15 protein-coding genes and 1 CRISPR repeat array are annotated in these 20,828 nt (G+C 66.6%); of the genes, 6 read left to right on the top strand and 9 right to left on the bottom strand.

All coding sequences use genetic code 11. The annotated features are described in order from the left end of the window. The first annotated feature begins 30 nt into the window (after positions 1 to 30). Both FZ025_RS06710 and FZ025_RS06705 read left to right on the top strand, forming a co-directional pair. Positions 31 to 324, top strand: a complete 294-nt coding sequence (locus FZ025_RS06710) for a LysM peptidoglycan-binding domain-containing protein (protein ID WP_046981353.1) — start codon at positions 31 to 33, stop codon at positions 322 to 324. 58 nt (positions 325 to 382) lie between these two features. Then, entirely contained in the window at positions 383 to 901 is a 519-nt protein-coding gene (locus FZ025_RS06705; RefSeq protein ID WP_046981352.1) for a hypothetical protein, read from the top strand. A gap of 256 nt (positions 902 to 1,157) precedes the next feature. After that, positions 1,158 to 3,540: a CRISPR direct-repeat array (repeat unit 31 nt; unit sequence GTTTCAATCCACGCGCCCGTGAGGACGCGAC). Positions 3,541 to 3,730: 190 nt separating this feature from the next. On the opposite strand, the gene cas2 is transcribed toward FZ025_RS06705, so the two are convergent. From cas2 to FZ025_RS06670, 7 genes are all read right to left on the bottom strand, one after another. Beyond that, positions 3,731 to 4,021 (bottom strand): CRISPR-associated endonuclease Cas2, encoded by a 291-nt coding sequence (gene cas2 / locus FZ025_RS06700; protein WP_046977470.1) that lies wholly within the window; start codon positions 4,019 to 4,021, stop codon positions 3,731 to 3,733. Between the two features lie 15 nt (positions 4,022 to 4,036). Further along, complete coding sequence (gene cas1c / locus FZ025_RS06695) at positions 4,037 to 5,071, bottom strand: type I-C CRISPR-associated endonuclease Cas1c (RefSeq protein ID WP_046977471.1); 1,035 nt, start codon at positions 5,069 to 5,071, stop codon at positions 4,037 to 4,039. 2 nt (positions 5,072 to 5,073) lie between these two features. After that, a complete protein-coding gene (cas4, locus tag FZ025_RS06690) occupies positions 5,074 to 5,706 on the bottom strand; it encodes a CRISPR-associated protein Cas4 (protein ID WP_046977472.1) in 633 nt (210 codons plus the stop codon). 21 nt (positions 5,707 to 5,727) lie between these two features. After that, a complete protein-coding gene (cas7c, locus tag FZ025_RS06685; RefSeq protein WP_046977473.1) occupies positions 5,728 to 6,594 on the bottom strand; it encodes a type I-C CRISPR-associated protein Cas7/Csd2 in 867 nt (288 codons plus the stop codon). Next, entirely contained in the window at positions 6,591 to 8,423 is a 1,833-nt protein-coding gene (gene cas8c / locus FZ025_RS06680) for a type I-C CRISPR-associated protein Cas8c/Csd1 (RefSeq protein WP_046977474.1), read from the bottom strand. Before cas8c ends, cas7c begins: the two co-directional genes overlap by 4 nt. Next, positions 8,420 to 9,094, bottom strand: coding sequence for a type I-C CRISPR-associated protein Cas5c (gene cas5c / locus FZ025_RS06675; protein ID WP_046977475.1), 675 nt, complete (start codon positions 9,092 to 9,094; stop codon positions 8,420 to 8,422). The genes cas8c and cas5c overlap by 4 nt, the downstream gene beginning before the upstream one ends. 372 nt (positions 9,095 to 9,466) lie before the next feature. Beyond that, positions 9,467 to 11,761: a CRISPR-associated helicase/endonuclease Cas3 gene (locus tag FZ025_RS06670; protein ID WP_046977476.1), complete on the bottom strand. Its 2,295-nt coding sequence runs from the start codon at positions 11,759 to 11,761 to the stop codon at positions 9,467 to 9,469. Positions 11,762 to 12,410: 649 nt separating this feature from the next. Here FZ025_RS06670 and FZ025_RS06665 point away from each other — a divergent pair. After that, positions 12,411 to 14,645 carry an NADP-dependent isocitrate dehydrogenase gene (locus FZ025_RS06665; RefSeq protein WP_046977477.1) on the top strand — a complete coding sequence of 745 codons (2,235 nt, stop codon included), beginning with the start codon at positions 12,411 to 12,413 and terminating at the stop codon, positions 14,643 to 14,645. Between the two features lie 234 nt (positions 14,646 to 14,879). Here FZ025_RS06665 and FZ025_RS06660 read toward each other — a convergent pair whose 3' ends face one another. Further along, positions 14,880 to 15,092, bottom strand: coding sequence for a hypothetical protein (locus FZ025_RS06660; RefSeq protein WP_046977478.1), 213 nt, complete (start codon positions 15,090 to 15,092; stop codon positions 14,880 to 14,882). Positions 15,093 to 15,187: 95 nt separating this feature from the next. Here FZ025_RS06660 and FZ025_RS06655 point away from each other — a divergent pair, with 95 nt between their 5' ends. The 3 genes from FZ025_RS06655 (at position 15,188) to FZ025_RS06645 (ending at position 18,838) form a co-directional block, all read left to right on the top strand. After that, a complete protein-coding gene (locus tag FZ025_RS06655) occupies positions 15,188 to 16,120 on the top strand; it encodes a LysR substrate-binding domain-containing protein (RefSeq protein WP_046977479.1) in 933 nt (310 codons plus the stop codon). A 9-nt stretch (positions 16,121 to 16,129) separates the two neighbouring features. Then, positions 16,130 to 17,872 (top strand): bifunctional isocitrate dehydrogenase kinase/phosphatase, encoded by a 1,743-nt coding sequence (gene aceK, locus FZ025_RS06650; RefSeq protein ID WP_046977480.1) that lies wholly within the window; start codon positions 16,130 to 16,132, stop codon positions 17,870 to 17,872. Positions 17,873 to 17,944: 72 nt separating this feature from the next. After that, a complete protein-coding gene (locus FZ025_RS06645; RefSeq protein ID WP_046977481.1) occupies positions 17,945 to 18,838 on the top strand; it encodes an energy transducer TonB in 894 nt (297 codons plus the stop codon). A gap of 89 nt (positions 18,839 to 18,927) precedes the next feature. Here the strand turns inward: FZ025_RS06645 and rho are convergent, their stop codons facing one another. Further along, a complete protein-coding gene (gene rho / locus FZ025_RS06640; protein WP_046977482.1) occupies positions 18,928 to 20,742 on the bottom strand; it encodes a transcription termination factor Rho in 1,815 nt (604 codons plus the stop codon). Positions 20,743 to 20,828: the final 86 nt, after the last annotated feature.

Here is a 20,828-nt window from a genome sequence, read left to right as displayed (position 1 = left end):
GCATCCCATCCACGCACGGAGCCACATGCGATGAACAGCGACAAGCGCGCCGATTTCTCGGCAGTCACCGCCAAGGTGGACACCACGGCGGAGGTCGCACCGAAGGCGGACTTCTCCGCAGTGCAGGCGCACGTGGACAGCACCGCCGAACAGGTGGAGCAGGTCTACGTGGTCAAGCCGGGCGATTCGCTGTCCAAGATCGCCAAGCTGCACTACGGCGACGGCAACGCCTGGACCCGCATCTTCGAAGCCAACCGCGACGTGCTCGACGACCCGGACAAGATCTATCCGGGGCAGACGCTGAAACTGCCTGCCCGCGCCTGACGCGCGCCGCGCCGAAAGACGTGCGCGATCCATCATTCCATCCAAGGAGCACCATCTCATGAAGATCCATTCGAAGACATTGACCGCGCCGCTGCTGCTGGCCCTGGCCGGCACGCTGGCGCTGGCCGGTTGCAAGAAGCAGGAGCAGAACCAGAACGCCACCCCGGATCCGACCTCGTCGGCACCGACCGAAGCGCTGCCGGGACCGGCGGATGCCGCCCACACCGCGCCCGCCGCGGCCATTGCCGGCACGGTGACGGTCGCCTCGGTGACCGTGGGCAACACCGCCGGCGCGGACAAGACGGTGGCGCCGCTGACCACGCTGGCCAGCAAGGACAGCATCATCGTCTCGGTGAAGACCGAGGGTTCCTCCACCAACACCCGTGTCGGCGTCAAGCTGCTGTTCCAGGACGGCCAGACCGCTGGCGAGCAGAGTGCGACGCTGACCACCGCCGGTGCGGAAACCACCAACATTTCCTTCACCAACGCCAAGGGCTGGCCGGCCGGCAAGTACAAGGCCGAGGTCACCGTGAACGGCCAGCCGGCCGGAACGCCGCAGGAATTCGAGGTCAAGTGAGGCCTCTCGCGCATCGCTGAGCGATGCCGCAGACACGGATCGCGCCAGCCGTCTCTCTCCCGGCTGGCGCGGCACGCTGGGCGCAGCCGCGAGGCTGCGCTTTTTTTGTGGGCAAATACAATGTGTTTCAATCCCCGTGCTGTGGTGGGGCGGCGAGTTTGCCCGCGACGGGATCACCTGCCTGCAGATGTGTCTTCAATCCGCGGGTCCTTGAGGACGCGATGTCCGCCGCTGTGCTGCGCAACAAGGTCAACCCGTTTCAATCCACGCGCCCGTGAGGACGCGACTGAACGCTAATGCGCAGACTGTAACCGGCAGCATGTTTCAATCCACGCGCCCGTGAGGACGCGACTTGGGGAGGCTGGCAGAGAAAGCCTGCCTCCTTGTTTCAATCCACGCGCCCGTGAGGACGCGACCCGGCAGGCCACTTTCGACCAGCGCGACCAATACCAGTTTCAATCCACGCGCCCGTGAGGACGCGACAGTAACCCATAACCCCCTCCTGCACGCCGAAAAAGTTTCAATCCACGCGCCCGTGAGGACGCGACGAGACCGCGGCCGGGCCGATGGGCGGCATGCTGAAGTTTCAATCCACGCGCCCGTGAGGACGCGACCAGAGGTTTCCGAGAAGCGCTCTCCTGCAGGAGGTTTCAATCCACGCGCCCGTGAGGACGCGACGATCACGAGTACGACGCCGCAAGGATCAATTACCGGTTTCAATCCACGCGCCCGTGAGGACGCGACCAGCCAGTGCAGCAGCCGCTCACGAATCGTCAGGTTTCAATCCACGCGCCCGTGAGGACGCGACGCTCAGGGCGCACGGATCCTCAACATGTCCTTCGGGTTTCAATCCACGCGCCCGTGAGGACGCGACCCTGGTGCGCCGAGAGGATCGCGTCGCCATGGATGTTTCAATCCACGCGCCCGTGAGGACGCGACACCCATGGCTTGGCGGGGCATCGCTTGCGTACGACGTTTCAATCCACGCGCCCGTGAGGACGCGACGTCGGCCAGCTCGTTCAGCCCGTGCTCGATCCAGTTTCAATCCACGCGCCCGTGAGGACGCGACGCGGAATGCCGAATTGATCCCAGCATCCTCAAGCAGTTTCAATCCACGCGCCCGTGAGGACGCGACCTTGGGCGGCTGCTGCTGGGCGACGTTCTTGGCGCGTTTCAATCCACGCGCCCGTGAGGACGCGACCTGGCCGTGTGCCAGGCCTGAATCGCTGAAACCGTTTCAATCCACGCGCCCGTGAGGACGCGACGCGGCGGGACTACTGATTGGGGCCAGGGGCAGTTGTTTCAATCCACGCGCCCGTGAGGACGCGACCCCAGGGGCGGCGGAAAACTGGACGCGGGTCCATAGTTTCAATCCACGCGCCCGTGAGGACGCGACTCTTGGCGACGTGCTTGCGCTGGTGCATAGCCACCGTTTCAATCCACGCGCCCGTGAGGACGCGACCATCTTCGACGAGCCGGTGAACAGCCAGCTTGGGTTTCAATCCACGCGCCCGTGAGGACGCGACACACCTGGGCACCGAGACGGAACGCGCCGGTCAAGTTTCAATCCACGCGCCCGTGAGGACGCGACCCCGACAGCCATCACCCATGCGTTGTGGATCATCAGGTTTCAATCCACGCGCCCGTGAGGACGCGACGCTCGTAGGTGTCGCCGACTTTCAGGCCATCAACGTTTCAATCCACGCGCCCGTGAGGACGCGACACAGGCGTAGGAACCGTTCGATCAGACCCACGGGGTTTCAATCCACGCGCCCGTGAGGACGCGACGGGACCGCTGTCTTGTCGCAACACCGAGTGCCTTGTTTCAATCCACGCGCCCGTGAGGACGCGACCTGCTCGGTGGACAGGTGATTGTTCATCGCAAGTTGTTTCAATCCACGCGCCCGTGAGGACGCGACACTTCCCCAGGCAACTGGGCACTGCCGCTGCGTTGGTTTCAATCCACGCGCCCGTGAGGACGCGACCCACCAGGGCGATGCGAGAACCTACGACCTGCAGTTTCAATCCACGCGCCCGTGAGGACGCGACGAGGCGCTGCGCGCCTACGGCAAGCAATACAACGAGTTTCAATCCACGCGCCCGTGAGGACGCGACCACACGGCCGGCGACGCCGCCAAGTTCTTCCGCAAGTTTCAATCCACGCGCCCGTGAGGACGCGACGCTTGCCCGGCCGTCAGCGGGATAATGCAGCTTGCGTTTCAATCCACGCGCCCGTGAGGACGCGACCCTCAGCCAGCTCCGCAAACTCCGTGCTGGCCTCGTTTCAATCCACGCGCCCGTGAGGACGCGACTCACGCAAGCCGGATGACCCATCTTTCAGCAGCGGTTTCAATCCACGCGCCCGTGAGGACGCGACTCGGGTCGGTAGTGCCGTCGCTAAACGCGATGTTGTTTCAATCCACGCGCCCGTGAGGACGCGACGATTCCACTCAGGGTAGTCCGAGCAGTAGCTAACGTTTCAATCCACGCGCCCGTGAGGACGCGACAATCCAGACGCAGGCATCCATGGGCAACCACCCCGGTTTCAATCCACGCGCCCGTGAGGACGCGACCTTCAGCCTCTCGCCTGGCCGGATCTCGCGTTCATGTTTCAATCCACGCGCCCGTGAGGACGCGACCCCCCTGAGCATAAGCGCTGATGGGCATTGGGAAAAAGTCCGCACTTGTGCGGAACCTTAAGAGGCACAATCGAATTCAGTTGCCGCCTACTTGCAGTTAGCGGGTGCTCTGAAATATTTTTCTTTTTAATCAATGGTTTGTGGAATTCCGCGAACCTGCCGGGCTTTTCCCGGTCGCTTGCGGTTCGCGTCAGAAGATCAGCGGGCCTTTGAGATCCAGGCTGGGCTTGGCGCCGACGTGCTCTACACGGGCTTCCCATTTCGCACCGAGCTGATAGAAGCGAAGACTGTCGACGGCGGGATCGATCAGGTCGCATAGGCGCTGCCGCAATGCGGCCCATTGCGCAGGTTCGACTTCGATTTCGAAGACCGAGAATTGCACGCGTTGGCCGAGATCGCGGCAGGCTTTGGCAACTTTGCGCAGTCGCTTTTCACCGCCGGGGGAACTCGTGCTGACATCGTAGCTGACCAGAACCATCATGGCGCGGCGGCCTTTTCATTTCCAGAAAAAGGGGGGATAGCCATCCAGGTCGCTGCGCAGGTGGCGGGCCAGCAGCTGGGCCTGGACGAAGGGCAGCAAGCCGATATCCACCTTCTCGCCGAGGAAGGCGTGCTGGAGTTGTTCGCGCTTGCGTTCCTGGTAGGCCACCAGAACGATCTTGCGGGCATCGTCCTTCAGCAGGACGGCGCCGTTGTCGAAGATCTGGAAGTCGCGTTCGTTCAACTGGCGGCGATTGATCAGCGACAACGCCAGGCGCTCGCCGAGCAATGGCCTGAATTCCTCGGCCAAGTCCAGGGCGAGGCTTGGCCGTCCGGGACGGTCGCGGTGCAGGAAGCCGACTGCCGGGTCCAGGCCGACTGTTTCCAGGGCGGAACGGCAATCGTGGGTGAGCAGGGTATAGAGGAAGGAGAGCAGGGCATTGAACGCGTCGCGCGGGGGACGGCGGTTGCGGCCGCCGAAGCGCAGCACCGGTGCGTCGGCACGTACGAGTTGGTCGAACACGCCGAAATAGGATTGGGCGGCCTCGCCTTCCAGGCCGCGCAACACGTCCACGCTGGTCTCGCTGAGGATGCGTTGCGGGATGCGTTTGAGCCGCTTGAGCGCGTGCTGAAAGGCGGTAACGTCGGTGAGTCGGTCGCCGTGGTCGCGCCAGCCGCGGGCCAGTACCGCGCGCTGGTTGTGGATCTTTCCCGCCAGCAGGTTGCGGACGACGGCGGCGCAGCGCGCAGGGTCGTCGCTGCGGCGGTACTGTTCGCGCCGCAACATCACGTTACCGGAAACCGGGCCTTCGACGCGTGCGAGGAAGCGGCCCTGCGGCGTCAGGTAGCAGATGCTGATGCCTTGTTCGGAACAAAAGCCCAGCAGCTGCGGCGATACCGCGACCCGGCCGATGCAGACCAGGCTTTCCAGCATGTGCACGGGCAGCCGGGCGCGTTCCTGGCGCTCGACCTCCATCACGATGTTGGCCCCGTCCTTGCGCAGCCAGGCGCCGTCCGTGGTGGCGTAGAGGGTGTTGAGTTGACGCCGCATTGTCACTGCTCCTCGGTTTCGAGCTGCTGGCGCAGCCAACTTTCGACGCTGCCGCGGCCGAGCAGTCGCGGCTGGCATAGGTCGATCAGGGAACAGGCATCGCAGCGTCGCGCGTCGTAGCTCGCACTCGGCGTGGTGCCGGAAGACAGCATTGCGCGGGTTTCGGTAATGGTGCGCAGGGTCAGTTCGCGCAGCGCCTGGTCGAAGACGACATCCTTGCGCCGCCGCGTCTGCCCGTAGAAGAGGGCGCCGGCGGCGACGGGATGGCCCAGCATGTGCTCAAGGCACAAGGCCTGTGCGCACAGCTGCACCTCGTCGGCCCGGTGCGACTTCGGCCGGCCGCGTTTGTATTCCACCGGGTAGGCGAATTCGCTGGCGCCGTCGCGATGGAATTCGACCACATCGGCCTTGCCGGTGATACCCAGTTCCAGCGCCAGCAGCGGCATTGCCGTGACCGTGCGCGCACCGCGCCTGCGCTCGCTCTGCGGCGCATCGGCGCGCTGGTGCAATAGCCGGCCCTCGGCGGTCTGCCGGTTTTCCGCCCATTGCCGCTCCACATGGATCAGCGCGCACTGGCGCGGGCAATACAGGTAGTGTTGGAGGGCGGAGAGCGGGATCAGATCGTCGTCGTCCATGGTTCCCGCTCTCCGCGACGGTCAGAACAGTTCAGTGACGGTGACGCCGGTCGGCAGGTCGCGATCGATCAGAACCCGATAATCGGAGAAGCCGCGTGCCGGCCCGTTGTCGGCACTCTCGACGCGTTCGACCTTGACCTTGTCGAACAGCACATGTGCCGGTGCGTTGCCCATCGGGTGTTCGTGTTCGAACACGATCAGCTTGCGCGCGGCCATCTCGCCGCGCGCGGCGGAGCGGTCGTGCTCGAACAGGTTGGTCAGCGCGCGCCATAGCAGTTGCAGATCGTCCTCGGAGAAACCGGTGCGTTCCGCCAGTTTGGCCGAGACGAAGCCGTGGGCGCGATACAGGCCGTAAGGCAGGATGTGCTTGCGCCCCATGGTGCGCTCCTTCTCAAGATCCTTTTCGTTGGTCACCGCCACGCGGGTGATCGACACCTCCAGCGGCAGTACCGGCTCGACCGAACTGGCGAAGGCCAGCTGCACCGGGCCGCGCACCTGGCCGGTATTGACCTCGGTGGTCATGACCGCGCCGAAGGTGCGCACGTCGAAGAAGTTCTTGCACATCCAGGCGGTCAGTTCGCGCGCCTTGGCCTCGTCTTTGGGTAGTTTCTTGGCTTCGTGCTCGATGCCGAGCGCGGCGTAGGCCTGCTTGTGCTGGTTGTTCAGCACCGACTTCTCCTGCATGTAGATCGCGTAGCCCGGCGCGCTCTCCTTCTCCAGCGCGATGTAGTTGCGGATCTTGCGCTTGAGCGCCACGTCGGTGACCAGGCCGCGGTTGGTTTCCGGATCCAGGCGTGGCAGGTTGCCGGCGTCGGGGTCGCCGTTGGGGTTGCCGTTGGTCACGTCGAACAGGTAGACGAACTCGTAGCGGTGGGCGATGGCGCTCATGCGTTATCTCCTTCGGAAGCGGTGTCGGGGGCGTCCTTGCCGTCGTTGCGGACGAAGCGCGCCTGGGTCTGGTGGTAGTAGCCGATCGCGAAACGGCCTTGCTCTTCGATGGGTAAAGTGCGGGGGAAACTGTTGGGAAGCGCGTCGATGATCTGGCCGATCTCCTTTTCCAGGTTCACCGCCAGGCCGGCCTTGTCCTTGCGCAGCTTGCCGAAGTGGTTTTGCGCGCTGCGCAGCAGGACCGGGAAGATGCTGGCCGGGGTCGCCGAGGCGGCGCCGTAGTAGCGATCGCGGATGGTGGCGTTGACCTGGCCGCCGAGTGCGGCGCGTTGCAGGTTTTCCAGCGATGAGAACAGTCGGCCCAGCAGGTAGCCGGGGTCGGTATTGGCAGTATCGAGACTCACGGGGGGTTCTCCCAGGGTGGATGACAGTCCTTGTTGCGTATCCAAACGCGCCTCGCGCACCAGTACGGCCCGGCACAACGCCACACGCAGCGGGTTGACCTGCCCGTCGGCGCGGAAGCGCATGACGATGGCGCCCAACAGGCTGCGCGGATAGCGCGTGCCGGCGAGGATCGCCCGCGTCAGCTCACCGGCCAGCAGCGGCGAGACGTCCTCCGCCTTGGGCTTGCCGTGCTCTCCGTACACCGGGGCGGTCTGCAGGGCGAGGAACTGCGGCGTTGGCGGGCGCTTCCAGGCCGGTGGTTGCAGTGCGAGGTCGTGGTAGTGGTCGGCCAAGCGTCGAGCGAAGCCGGCCAGCGTCTGCGTTTCCCAGAAGCGGATCGACAGGCGCGAAGCGTTCGGAGCCAGGCCGAGCACGAAGATGCGCGCCTCGTCGGCATCCACTTCACGCAAGGGGCGAGCCTGTCGCACCTGCTCCAGTGCGAGCTGCAGGCGCTGGGTGGCCTGGCCGTCGGCGATCCGAGGATCTTCGGCTTCGCCGCCGTGCAGGAAATCGGCGATCAGGTCCTCGGCGCCCTCGGCCTGCGCGCTGGTCTTCGCCTGCGCCCAGAACACCACCGTGGAGTCGCCGATTTGCAGCCGCTGCCGATTGTGCGGATCGCGCCGCAGCAGGTGGTTGAGCGCGGTGGTGTAGGCGAAGGCGGCCTGCTCGGAGACCGGGGCGTTGGCGCCCTGGCTCTTGCCGTAGGAGGTGAACGCATCGAGATTGAACGAGACGATCGATGCGCCGGAACTCTGTGCGCCGTTCACGCCCTTGATCGCCGGGTGCAGCCGCGCCAGCGGCGCGCGCTCGCCGCTGACCAGGCAGGTGCCGGATACGCTGTCGGCCCCCTGGCCTTGTTGCCGCTCCCAGGCGGCGCGCGCGGCGGCGCGCTGGTGCAGATAGCCGGTGTCGCCATCCAGGCGGAACACCACGTTGGCATCCAACAGTGCCTCGCTGTGCCGGGCGAAGTGCGGGTGCTCTGCGAATTGCGCGGGCGACCAGCTGTCGAGGAATGCCAGCAGTGCGCGCAGACCAGGATCGTCGCTGCCGTCCAGCGCGTGCTGGTGCAGTACCTGGAACGCCGCATGCTCTTGCTCGCTGCGCTTGCTGCTGGCGCTGACCCCGAGCGCGTAGCTGGTCTTGTCCCACAGGAAGTTGGACGTGACCGCTACGGTGCGCTTTTCTGGCTGCGGTACGCTCAATGCCTTGGCGATCCGCTTCTTGCCGTCGTAGTGGTGTTCGTCCTCCACGGCCACGACGTTGCCGTCGGCGGCCAGCACGATTGCGTAGCCGATCTTCTCCTGGCTATAGCCGGGCGCGGCGATGCCCGATGCGGGATCGTCCAGCAGCCGCTGGTAGTAGTCGGCGAGGGCGGACAGGATCATGCGCGTACCTCGCCATCGCCCGGTGGCGGCACCTCGACCCGGCCATCGCGCATGCGCGCGCGGAAGAAGTGCGGTGTCATGCCGTCGGCGAAGTCGATGTCGTGCAGTATCCAGCCCAGGTCGCGTTCGCCGGCCAGCGCGGGGTCGGTGGCCGGCAAGGCAGCGTCGTCTTCGATCAGTGCAAAGCTGGCCGGGAACTCGCGCGTGCCCAGGCACGGCGCCTGGAAGCACTGCCCGCGCCGCGCGCGCCGGTTGAAGATGTCCAGGTGCTTGCCGACGTTGTCATCGGAGCCGGCCTTGTCGGTCAGCTCGAAGTGCGCGGTGATCACGTAACCCACCTCACGCAGGATGGTGGCAGCACGCTGTTGCCGGTCCTCTTCGACGTAGCTGACCAGCATATCGGTGCGCCCTGCCTTGATCGCCTTGCTCACGCTGGCCGCCGACAGTTTGCTGCCGACCTCGTTGCGGCGGATCGATTCGAAGCGGATCGGCTTGAGTACCTGGATCCCGTCCACCACCCAGCGGATTGCCGGCTTCCAGTGGATGGCTTCCAGGATGCCGCGCGCCGCCGATGGTGTGATGATGTCGTACGAGACCCGCTCTACTTTCATCTCCGGGCGCGTGAACAGTGCCCGCTCGCCCCAGACATGGAGCCTGACGCCGTAATTCATCCTTGTTCCCCCGGCCCGCAAGGGCGGGCTTTCACGGAATGCCCCTCTCCAACGGAGAGGGGGCGTTTTCACTCCAGTCGCACTACATTAGTTTCAATCCACGCTCTCAGAACATTTTTATCAATAGTTGTTCCTAGCCACGGTGATCCAGCTACCAGAGCAGTGAGAACGACAATTGCCCAAGGCCAGATCGCAGGTTTCTCGCTGCCTTTTATGTCTAATCTCAAGCTGACCGGGTAATTTGATTCGGCTTCTTCCTGTTGCGATCTAGACATGGTTGGCAGCATGCTCAGCGTGTTGGGCCAGTTCAGTTCAGCCTAATCTGGATTCTAATGAGTTGCAACTGGCGATTTTTTAACTTTTGGATGGCGCCTACCAGACGTTCTTTTCTGTATCGAGGAACTGAGGATTTTCCCAATGCAGCCCGAACCGCGCGTCGTACAGCCGCGGGTTGACCAACCGCATGAACTGCTCACCGTAGCGCGCCTGTGCGACCGCGGCGATGGCATGGGCCTGCCACAGTGCCTGGTAGGTCTGCTCGGGCACCTGCACCAGCCAAGGTTGCAGGCGGCGGGCGGCGCCGGCCACGCCCACCTGCTCGGCGTGTTCGAGTTGGCGCAGGATATCGGCAACCTCGGGCACCTCCTCGTCGCGACCCGGCGCGTAGGGCACGATCAGCGGCCGCATCGTGGTGTTGATCAGCTTGAACTTGCGCGCCAGCGTGTCCAGTGGCAGGGCGTCGATGCCGGCGTCGCGCAGCAGTCCGAGCAGGTCCTCGCGGTCGAGCCGGCCATCGCCCAGGCGGCGATAGAGTCCCGCGAAGTATTCGGCGACCGCATCCATTGCCAGCAGGTTCTCACGGTGGGCGCGCTCGACCCCACGGAAGACCTCGGCGAACAGTTCCAGTTCCTTCGGCGGCGCCCAATCCCGGTTTGCAGGCGCAAACACCAGCACTTCGCTGGCGTCCAGCTGCCGCCGGCCTTCGCGGTTGCAGCGCCCGGCCGCCTGGGCGATGGAATCCAGGCCGGCCTCGGCGCGCAGCACGGCAGGGAAGTCCACGTCCACCCCGGCCTCGATCAGGCTGGTGGCGACCAGCCGGCATGGCCGGCCCGCCTTCAGGTCTTCGCGCAGTTCGGCCAACACCGTGCTGCGGTGGCGTGCGTGCATCAGCGTGGTCAGGTGGCGCGCGCCGGGTTGATCGGCGATCGCGTCGAACAGGTGGCGGGCGTGGCGGCGGTTGTTGACGATGCACAGCACCTGCTCGCGCCGGTGCAGGTGGTCGGCCAGCGCGTCGTCGTCGAGCGTGCCGACGTGGCGCACGTGGACACGTTGCAGCCGTGCATACAGTGCCGGTGGATCGTCCACCAGTTCCTGCACGTGTTCCAGGCCGCCCTTGAAGCCCTGGTCCAGGCGCAGCGCCGGTTGGGTGGCGGTGCACAGCACCGGACTGACCCGGTAGTTGCGCGCCAGTTCGTCCAGCAGCGCCACGCAGGGGCGCAGCAGTGCATGCGGAAGCGTCTGCGCCTCGTCCAGGACCACCACGCTGCCGGCGATGTTGTGCAGCTTGCGGCAGCGCGCAGGTCGGTCGGCGAACAGGCTCTCGAAGAACTGCACCGCGGTGGTGACGACGATCGGCGCGTCCCAATTTTCCATCGCCAGCCTGCGTTTGGAGATCGCCTCCGGCGCGGACTGCGGATCGTCGAAGAAGGCGCTATGGTGCTCCAGTACCACGTCGTCGCGGTCCTGCACGCCCAGCGCATGCCGGAACACCTGCACGGTCTGTTCGACGATGCTGGTGAACGGAATTACGTAAATCACCCGGCGCAGTCCCTGGCGTTGGGCATGGGCGATGGCGTGGTCCAGCGCGAACGCCAGGGAGGCCAAGGTCTTGCCGCCGCCGGTGGGCACGGTGAGCGAGAACAGGCCGGGACGCATGCCGGCCTTCGCGCGGACCTGGTGCAGGATCTGCGCGCGCAGCGGGTTGATGCCGCCCTCGCGGGGAAAGCCGGCCAAGTGCGCGTCCAGGCGTTCGCGCAACTGTGCCAGCGTAGGCCGCGTGCCGGCTTCTTCCGCGCGCGATGGACGGCCTTCCACGCGTCGATAGAAGTCGTCGGTGTCGGTGAAATCCGCATCGACCAGGCACGAGAACACCATCCTGGCGAGCAGGGATAGCTGGAAGGGACGGCGTTCCAGCCGCGTATGGCCGATGAAACCATCCGGCAATGTCAGCTTGGCCGGCAGAGCCAGCTCGCGTTCCCAGTCCGGCAGCAGGGGCGGCAGTTCGCGCTCACGGTAGTCGTCGGACAAGCGCTCGTACAGCGAGGGGCGCGACTGCGCCTGGTGCCCGGGTCGTCCGTCGGCCAGCCCGGTGTGATGGCCGGCGATGCCGTAGGCGATCAGGGTACCGGCGTTGCCATAGCGCTCGCGGGCAATCCGTGCCCCCCAACTTGCGTGGTCCACGCGTGTCGGATCGCCGTCCAAACGCGCCTGGAACTTCTGCGTGTACTTGCCCAGGTCGTGCAGGCGGCCCGCCACCTGGGCCAAGCTCTGGCCGCCGAAGGGTGCTGCGTGCTCGGCGGCGCGCGCGCCGACCTGGACGAGGTGAGCGGCCAGCGGTTGCCAGTCGCCGCGGTCCCGTTGCTTGGCAGAGTGTGCGTAGAACTCCATCCTTGTCCCCTGTCCATCATCGTACCGGCACCGTGCCGGTGGCGCCGCAGGCAAGCATATACCTGGCTGTTCTGCCCGGGTTGGACCGTTGTGCCCGGGTTGGACCGTTGCATGGCGACCGCGCTGCCGCACCAAGGCAGCGCGCGTTGAGCAGCGCGAGGGTCGATCTGCCATCGCGGTTGATGGACCACCAATGATTCCGTTGTTTGCGCGTCGTGCATGGATCCTGCCGACGAAAACATACTCGGCCGTATTGGCGCGGTTGCGTCCGACCAGAAGCCATTCAGCACGGCATGCGTACCACTCTGTCGAGGTGATTCCATACGCATGCGCATGGAAGGTGCGCCGCCTTGCACCACAGGCGATGGCGGAATTTGTCCTGCGAGCCAACGCACGCCATCGCCGCCGCGCCGCGTGCGGTACAAGAAGCGCACGCGCTGCTCCGGCGTCGGTGGTCTCCACCGTTCCATGCAACCGCCTTTCTCCGGCGCGCAGAAAACGCGACAATCGGTGGCCGTCATGCCATCGCCGTCGCTGGGTTTTCCTTCGCCAAAAGCGCTGCCGTGCGCACACCGTCCGCGCCGTGCCATCGGCAGCCTTTCCCGCGGCAGCGCGTCCTTCCCGAATCGCAAGAGAGCCCACGTCACTCATGTCGAATACGCCCAAGATCCTGTACACGCTCACCGACGAAGCCCCGTACCTGGCGACGCAGTCGCTGTTGCCGATCGTCGCCGCCTTCGCCGGCACCGCCGGCATCGCGGTGGAAACCCGCGACATCTCGCTGGCCGGCCGCTTGATCTCGCAGTTCCCCGAATACCTGCGCGAGGATCAGCGCATCGCCGACGACCTGGCCGAGCTGGGCCAGCTGGCGACCACGCCGGAAGCCAACATCATCAAGCTGCCCAACATCAGCGCCTCGGTGCCGCAGCTCAAGGCCGCGATCAAGGAACTGCAGCAGCAGGGCTACGCACTGCCGGACTACCTGGACGAGCCGAAGGACGACACGCAGAAGGAGGCCAAGGCGCGCTACGACCGGGTCAAGGGCAGTGCGGTCAATCCGGTGCTGCGCGAGGGCAATTCCGATCGCCGCGCGCCGCTGTCGGTGAAGAACTACGCGCGCAAGCACCCGCACCGCATGGGCGCGTGGAGCGCCGACTCCACCTCGCACGTGGCGCATATGCAGGACGGCGATTTCTACGGCAGCGAGCGCTCGGTGCTGATCGCGCAGGCCGGCAGCGTCAGGATCGAACTGGTCGGCAAGGACGGCGCGGTCACCGTGCTGAAGGAAAAGACCGCGGTGCAGGCCGGCGAGATCATTGACGCGGCAGTGATGAGCAAGCGCGCGCTGGCCAGCTTCGTGCAGGCGCAGATCGCCGATGCCAAGCAGCAGGGCGTGCTGTTCTCGCTGCACCTGAAGGCGACGATGATGAAGGTCTCCGACCCGATCATGTTCGGCGTGGTGGTCGGCGCGTTCTACCAGGAGGTGCTGGACAAGCACGCCGAGGCGCTGAAGCAGGTTGGCTTCGATCCGAACAACGGCATCGGCGACCTGTACACGCGCATCGCCACGCTGCCGGACGCGCAGCGCGCGCAGATCCAGGCCGATCTGCAGGCGGTGTACGCGCAGCGCCCGGCGCTGGCGATGGTCAATTCCGACAAGGGCATCACCAACCTGCACGTGCCCAGCGACGTGATCGTCGATGCGTCGATGCCGGCGATGATCCGCGACTCGGGCAAGATGTGGAATGCCGACGGCACGCTGCAGGACACCAAGGCGCTGATCCCGGACCGCTGCTACGCCGGCCTGTACCAGGCGGTGATCGAGGACTGCAAGCGGCATGGCGCGTTCGATCCGGCGTCGATGGGCAGCGTGCCCAACGTCGGCCTGATGGCGCAGAAGGCCGAGGAATACGGCTCGCACGACAAGACCTTCCAGATCGCCGCCGACGGTGTGGTGCGGGTCAGCGACGCTGGCGGCACGCTGCTGCTCGAGCATGCGGTCGAAGCCGGCGACATCTGGCGCATGTGCCAGGTCAAGGACGCGCCGATCCAGGACTGGGTCAAGCTGGCGGTCAGCCGCGCGCGCCTGAGCGCCACCCCGGCGGTGTTCTGGCTGGATCCGCAGCGCGCACACGATGCGCTGATGATCCAGAAGGTGGAGCGCTACCTGCAGGACCACGACCTGAGCGGCCTGGACATCCGCATCCTGCCGCCGGTGGAGGCGACCGCGTTCTCGCTGCAGCGCATCCGCAAGGGCGAGGACACCATCTCGGTCACCGGCAACGTGCTGCGCGACTATCTCACCGACCTGTTCCCGATCATGGAGCTGGGCACCAGCGCCAAGATGCTGTCGGTGGTGCCGCTGATGGCCGGCGGCGGCCTGTTCGAGACCGGCGCCGGCGGTTCGGCGCCCAAGCACGTGCAGCAGTTCGTCGAGGAGAACTACCTGCGCTGGGATTCGCTGGGCGAGTTCCTGGCCCTGGCCGCCTCGCTGGAGCACCTGGGCCAGCGCCACCACAACGCAACGATCGGCGTGCTGGCGAAGACCCTGGACCAGGCCAACGGCCAGTTCCTGGACAACGACAAGTCGCCCTCGCGCAAGGTCGGCGAACTCGACAACCGCGGCAGCCATTTCTACCTGGCCCTGTACTGGGCGCAGGCGCTGGCCGCGCAGGACGAGGACGCGGCGCTGCAGGCGCGCTTCGCACCGCTGGCCAGGCAGTTGGCGCAGCACGAGGCCGCCATCGTCGCCGAACTCAATGGCGTGCAGGGCAAGCCGGTCGACATCCAGGGCTACTACCGCCCGAACCTGGCCCTGGTCGGCCAGGCGATGCGGCCGAGCGCCACGTTCAACGCCGCGCTGCAGACGCTGTCGGCGCAGTAGTTCACTGCCGCTGCTCTACGAACCCGGCCGACGCACGCGCGTCGGCCGGGTTTTTTTGCGGCTGTACCGCTACGCCTGCCGCGGCGAACGCGAGCGCTGGCCAGCGCCATTGCGATGGGGCGGCGTCGGCTGCGCGTTGCCGATCGGTAGCGGCGGCGCAGGTGCTGCGCCTTCGCAGCACAGCACACAGCGATCGCTGGGGTGCGTGGCCGTTGTCCCGATACCACCGGCGCGTCAGCGGAATGGCGACAGCGCGGTCATCCTGCGGCGCAGCAGCGCATACTCGCGATTCTTCTCTTCTGTCGCCTGCGCGTCGGCCGCCGCGACGCGCGTCGCGGTATCGGGCGCTGGGGGTGTCGGTGCCTTGGGCGTGGTGGCCAGCGCGCGCGCCAGCGCCAGGTCGGCGATATGCCCTTGGTGGAACAACAGATCGCTGTAGATGCCCATCGTCGTGCTCCTGACTTGAGTGGAATCGACGATAGGCGCAAGCTGAGGCCAGAAAAAGCGACCATTCTGCAAGACAGACTTGAAGAGGATTCAACATGGCGCGACCACCACTGCACGCGCTGCAAGGTTTCGTCAGCGTCGCCAGGCTCGGCAATCTGTCGCGCGCAGCGATCGCGATGCACCTCACCGTCAGCGCGCTGAGCCATCAGATGCGCACGCTGGAACAGCGCCTGGGCTACCGGCTGCTCGACCGGCACGCGCGCGGGGTGACGCTGACCGCGGACGGGCGGCGCCTGCTCGAGCGCATCGGCCCGCACCTGGATGCGATCGGCGAGGCGCTGCAGCCGTTCGCCGCGCGCCGCGACAACGTGCTGACGATCAGCCTGACCCCGTCGATGGCATCGGCCTGGCTGGTGCCGCGCCTGGGCGATTTCCTGGCGCGACATCCGCAGATCGAGATCAATCTGCTGTCCGACCAGCGCCTGGTCGATTTCGAGCGCCAGCCGCAGATCGATGCGGCGCTGCGGATCGGCAGCGGACAGTGGCCCGGGGTTGTCGCCGAGGCCTTGTTCGACGAATGGCTGGTGCCGATGGCCAGCCCGGCGCTGATCGCACGGATGGGCACGCGCAAGCGCACCGCGCTGGCGCAGTGGCCCTTGCTCGGCGATCCGGACGGCGAGTGGGAGCGCTGGTTCGCAGCTATCGGCGAAACCCCGCCAGCGCGCTATGTGGCGGTGTTCGACGACTCCGAATCGCACCATCGCGCGGCCCTGGACGGCGTCGGCGTGGCGCTGGGCCGCATCACCCGGGCGCGCCTGCTGATCGACTCCGGCCAGCTGGTGCCGCTGTCGCCGCATCTGCTGAAGACGGCGTGGTCGCATTACTTGGTGTATCCGCCGCGCTCGGCCGCGCATGGCGGCTTCCTGGCGTTCCGCGACTGGCTGCGCATGCAGGCCGCCGAGCACCTAAGGCGCATGCAGGAAATGGCCACCCAGGCCGCGCCCAAGCGCCGCCGCGCCCGCGGGTAGACTGCGGCCATGACCGACCCGCCCGCTCCGCCCGCATCCGCCGAACCCTGCGCCGACGCCGTGGCGCGCAGCATCCGCGATGCGTTCGAGGACTATCACGCGCGCTTCGCGCAGATCAGTCGCCGCGCCCGCCGCCGTTTCGAGACCCGCGACTGGAACGCCGCGCGCAACGACGCGGTCGAGCGCATCGCGCTGTACGACCAGTGCATCGGCGAGTGCATGCTGCGCCTGCGCACGCTGCTGCGTGGGCAGACCCACGACCGCACGCTGTGGGCGCAGGTGCGCGACAGCTTCGCCGCGCAACTGCACGGGCTGATCGACCAGGAGCTGTACAAGACCTTCTACAACACGCTGACCCGGCGCTTCTTCCGCACCCAGGGCGTGGATACGCGGATCGAGTTCGTGGCGCTGGACATCGAACCGACCGATGCGATCACCCATCCGGTGGCGCGGCACAACTATGCGGTCTCCGAGATGCGGCCGGTGGACGCCTTCGTACGCGTGCTCGGCGACTATCCATTCGAGGTGCCGTACGCGCACCGCACGCGCTGCGCCGCGGCCATCGCGGTGCGCCTGCAGGACGACCTGGCGCACTGGGGCGAGCAGCCGGTGCGCGGCATCGAGCTGCTGGAAACGGTGTTCTACCGCGAGCGCCGCGCCTACCTGGTCGGCCGCGTGTTCGGCGAACACCGCTTCTCGCCCTGCGTGATCGCGCTGGTCAACGATGCCGACGGCCTGCGCGCCGAGGCGGTGCTGACCCGGCGCAACGACGTGGCGCAGCTGTTTGGCATCTCGCGCAGCTATTTCCAGGCCGATCTGGCCACCGTCGGCGATGCGGTGGTATTCCTGCGCAGCCTGCTGTCGCACAAGCCGATCGACGAGCTGTACACGATGCTCGGCCGCGCCAAGCAGGGCAAGACCGAGCGCTTCCGCACCTTCTTCCGCCACTTTCAGGCGCAGCCCGACGAGCAGCTGGTGCACGCCGAGGGCACGCCGGGCATGGTCATGGCGGTGTTCACCCTGCCCGGCTATCCGCTGGTGTTCAAGCTGATCCGCGACCGCTTCGCCTATCCGAAGACGATGAGCCGCGAGCAGGTCGAGGACAAGTACGCGCTGGTGTTCAACCTGGACCGGGTCGGCCGCCTGCTCGACGCGCAGCCGTATCGTTCGCTGCGCTTTCCGCGCGCGCGCTTCGCTCCGGCGCTGCTCGCCGAACTGCTGCAAGGCTGCGCGCGCAGCCTGCGCGAGGACGGCGAGGACCTGATCTTCGAGCTGTGCTACGTGCAGCGGCGGCTGCGCCCGCTGAACCTGTACCTGCGCGAGCAGACCGCCGAGGCGGCGCGCGAGGCGGCGCTGGACTATGCGCAGGCGATCAAGGACATGGCGCGCAACAACATCTTCCCCGGCGACATGCTGCTGAAGAACTTCGGCGTGTCGCGGCAGGGGCGCGCGGTGTTCTACGACTACGACGAGCTGTGCCTGGTCACCGACTGCAGCTTCCGCGACTGGCCGCAGCCGCGCAACGACGAGGAAGCCATGTCCGCCGAACCCTGGTTCCATGTCGCCGCGCGCGACGTGTTCCCGGAGCGCTTCGCGCTGTTCATGGGCCTGCCCGCCGCCTCGCTGGAGGCGGTCAGGCGTGCCCATGGCGAACTGTTCGACCCGCAGTGGTGGCGCGAGCTGCAGGCGCGACTGCGCCAGGACGATTATCCGGACGCGCCGCCGTACCCGGAATCGCTGCGCCTGGCTTGACTTGCCGGCCTGACTTGCATGCGTAAGCCGGCTGCGCTGTAATCGGCGCTTCATCCATGCAAGGACAGCGCGATGCATCGCAAATCGGGATTATCGACGTGGCGTTGGGGCGGTCTGCTGCTGGCGCTGCTGGCGGCCACCGGATTCGCTGCCGGCACCGGGCCAGGCGCGGTGCGCAAGCAGGTCGAGAGCAGTCTGCTGGTGACCGGCAAGATCGACATCGAGGCCGACGGCGCGGTCTCGGCGCTGGCGATCGATCGGCAAGACAGGCTGCCCGAGGGCGTGATCGGCTTCGTGCGCGATTCGGTGAAACAGTGGACATTCGAGCCGGCGCTGCGCGACGGCAAGCCGGTGCCGGCGCGCGCGCCGATGACGCTGCGTATCGTGGCCAAGCGCCAGCAGGGCGACAGCTATCAGGTGGAGATCCGCCATGCCAGCTTCGCCGCCTACGACCCCAAGGATCCGCGCGCGGTGACCTCGCTGAAGATGGCGCCGCCGGCGTATCCGGAAGCGGTGTACCGCCTGGGCGCCTCCGGCTCGGCGTACCTGGTGCTCAAGGTGGCGCGCGACGGCAGCGTCGCCGATGCCGCGGTCGAGCAGGTCAACCTGCGCATCGTCGGCTCGGAGAGCGAGATGAAGAAGCTGCGCGAGATCTTCGCCAGGAGCGCGTTGGCGGCGGCGCGCAAGTGGACGTTCCGCCCGCCGACCGAAGGCAAGGACGTGTCGGCGCCGTACTGGGCGGTGCGCGTCCCGGTCGACTATTCGCTTCGCGACCAGCCCAACGAAGACATGGACAGCAGCTACGGGCACTGGATCAGCTACGTCCCCGGCCCGCGCGCGCGTGCGCCATGGGACACCGGCAAGGATGCGTCGGGTTTCTCGCCCGACACGCTGTCGGCCGGCGGCGTGTACATGGTCGACAACAACGGCCCGCGCCTGCTGACGCCGCTGCAGCAGGGCGGCTGAGCGCGGCCAGCGCGTTGCGATTTGCGCTGCAAACAAAAACGCCCCGCGGATGCGGGGCGTTTTCTTGTTCGGCTTGCCGCTGCGTCGACTCAGCGCTTCATCGAACCGAAGAACTCGTCGTTGGACTTGGTGTTCTTCATCTTGTCCAGCAGGAACTCCATCGCCGCGATCTCGTCCATCGGATGCAGCAGCTTGCGCAGGATCCAGATCTTCTGCAGCAGCTCCGGCTCGATCAGCAGGTCTTCGCGACGGGTGCCGGAGCGGTTGATGTCGATCGCCGGGTACACGCGCTTCTCGGCGATACGGCGGTTCAGGTGCACTTCGCTGTTGCCGGTGCCCTTGAACTCCTCGTAGATCACCTCGTCCATCTTGCTGCCGGTCTCGACCAGCGCGGTGGCGATGATGGTCAGCGAGCCGCCTTCTTCGACGTTGCGGGCCGCGCCGAAGAAACGCTTCGGGCGGTGCAGCGCGTTGGCATCGACACCGCCGCTGAGCACCTTGCCGGAGGACGGCACCACGTTGTTGTAGGCGCGGGCCAGGCGGGTGATCGAGTCGAGCAGGATCACCACGTCCTTCTTGTGTTCGACCAGGCGTTTGGCGCGCTCGATCACCATCTCGGCGACCTGCACGTGGCGCGCGGCCGGCTCGTCGAAGGTGGAGGAGATGACCTCGCCGCGCACGGTGCGCTGCATCTCGGTCACTTCTTCCGGCCGCTCGTCGATCAGCAGCACGATCATGTGCACGTCGGGATGGTTGGTGGTGATCGCCGTGGCCACCTGCTGCATCAGCATGGTCTTGCCGGCCTTGGGCGGGGACACGATCAGCGCGCGCTGGCCCTTGCCCTGCGGTGCCATCAGGTCGAGGATGCGCCCGGAGATGTCTTCCGAGGAGCCGTTGCCGCGTTCCAGGGTGAAGCGCCTGCGCGGGAACAGCGCGGTCAGGTTCTCGAACAGCACCTTGTTCTTGCTCGCTTCCAGCGGCTCGCCGTTGATCGTGTCGACGATCGACAGCGCGAAGTAGCGTTCGCCGTCCTTCGGGAAGCGGATGCGGCCGGACAGGTGGTCGCCGGTGCGCAGGTTGAAGCGGCGGATCTGGCTCGGCGAGATGTAGGTGTCGTCGGGGCCGGCCAGGTAGCTGGCCTCGGCCGCGCGCAGGAAGCCGAAGCCATCCGGCAGGATTTCCAGCACGCCGTCGGCGGCGACGCCTTCGCCATGGCGGGTCAGCACCTTCAGCAGCGCGAAGATCACGTCCTGCTTGCGCGCGCGGGCCACGCCGTCTTGAATGTTGAGTTGCTCGGCGATGTCCAGCAGCTTCTGCGCCGGCATCCGCTTCAGATCGCTCAGCGAGTAGATCGGGAAGCCTTCCGGCACGTTGGCGTGCGGGCGCGGCACGAACACTTCGTTGGCGCCGTTGTCGTTGGGCAGGCCGTTGTCCGGGAAGCGGCCGCCACCGCCACCGCTGCCGCCGCTGCCGCTGCCGCTGCCGCCGTTGCCGCGATCGCGGCGATTGCGGAAGCGGTCGCGGCGATTGCCCTGCTGGTTGTTCTGGTTCTGCGGATTCTGGTTGTTGAAGCGCGGGTTGCCGCCTTCGCGCGGCTCGCCGCCGTCGTTCTGGTTGCCGCCGCCCTGGCCCTGGGCATCGCCGCCGGAGGCGGGAGCGGACTGGGACTGGGGCGGCGGCTGCAACGGGGCCTGCGCGCGTTCCTGCCGTTCCTGCTGCGGCGCGGCGCGGGGCGCTTCGGCCTGGGCCGGCGCCGGGTTCAGCGGCAGGTTCGGCTGCGCCGGTGCGCCGTGCTCGGCGCCGCCTTCAGCGCCGGCAACGGGCTTGCTGACACGCGGCTTGCGCGCGCGCTTCTCGGCGGGGGCATCGACGCTCCCGGATTCGGTGATGGTGTGATCGGACAAGTGGTGATTCCTCGCTATGAGTGCGAGCGCCCAGCGTGGGGGCAAACGGGTTGGGAAGGGGTCTAGAAGAGAATCTTCCAGAGGGG

It is taken from the genome of Xanthomonas hyacinthi (assembly GCF_009769165.1).
Classification (GTDB): Bacteria; Pseudomonadota; Gammaproteobacteria; order Xanthomonadales; family Xanthomonadaceae; genus Xanthomonas_A; species Xanthomonas_A hyacinthi.
The sequence above is the reverse complement of the archived record's forward strand: the minus strand, read 5'-3'. Positions and strand labels throughout refer to the sequence as shown.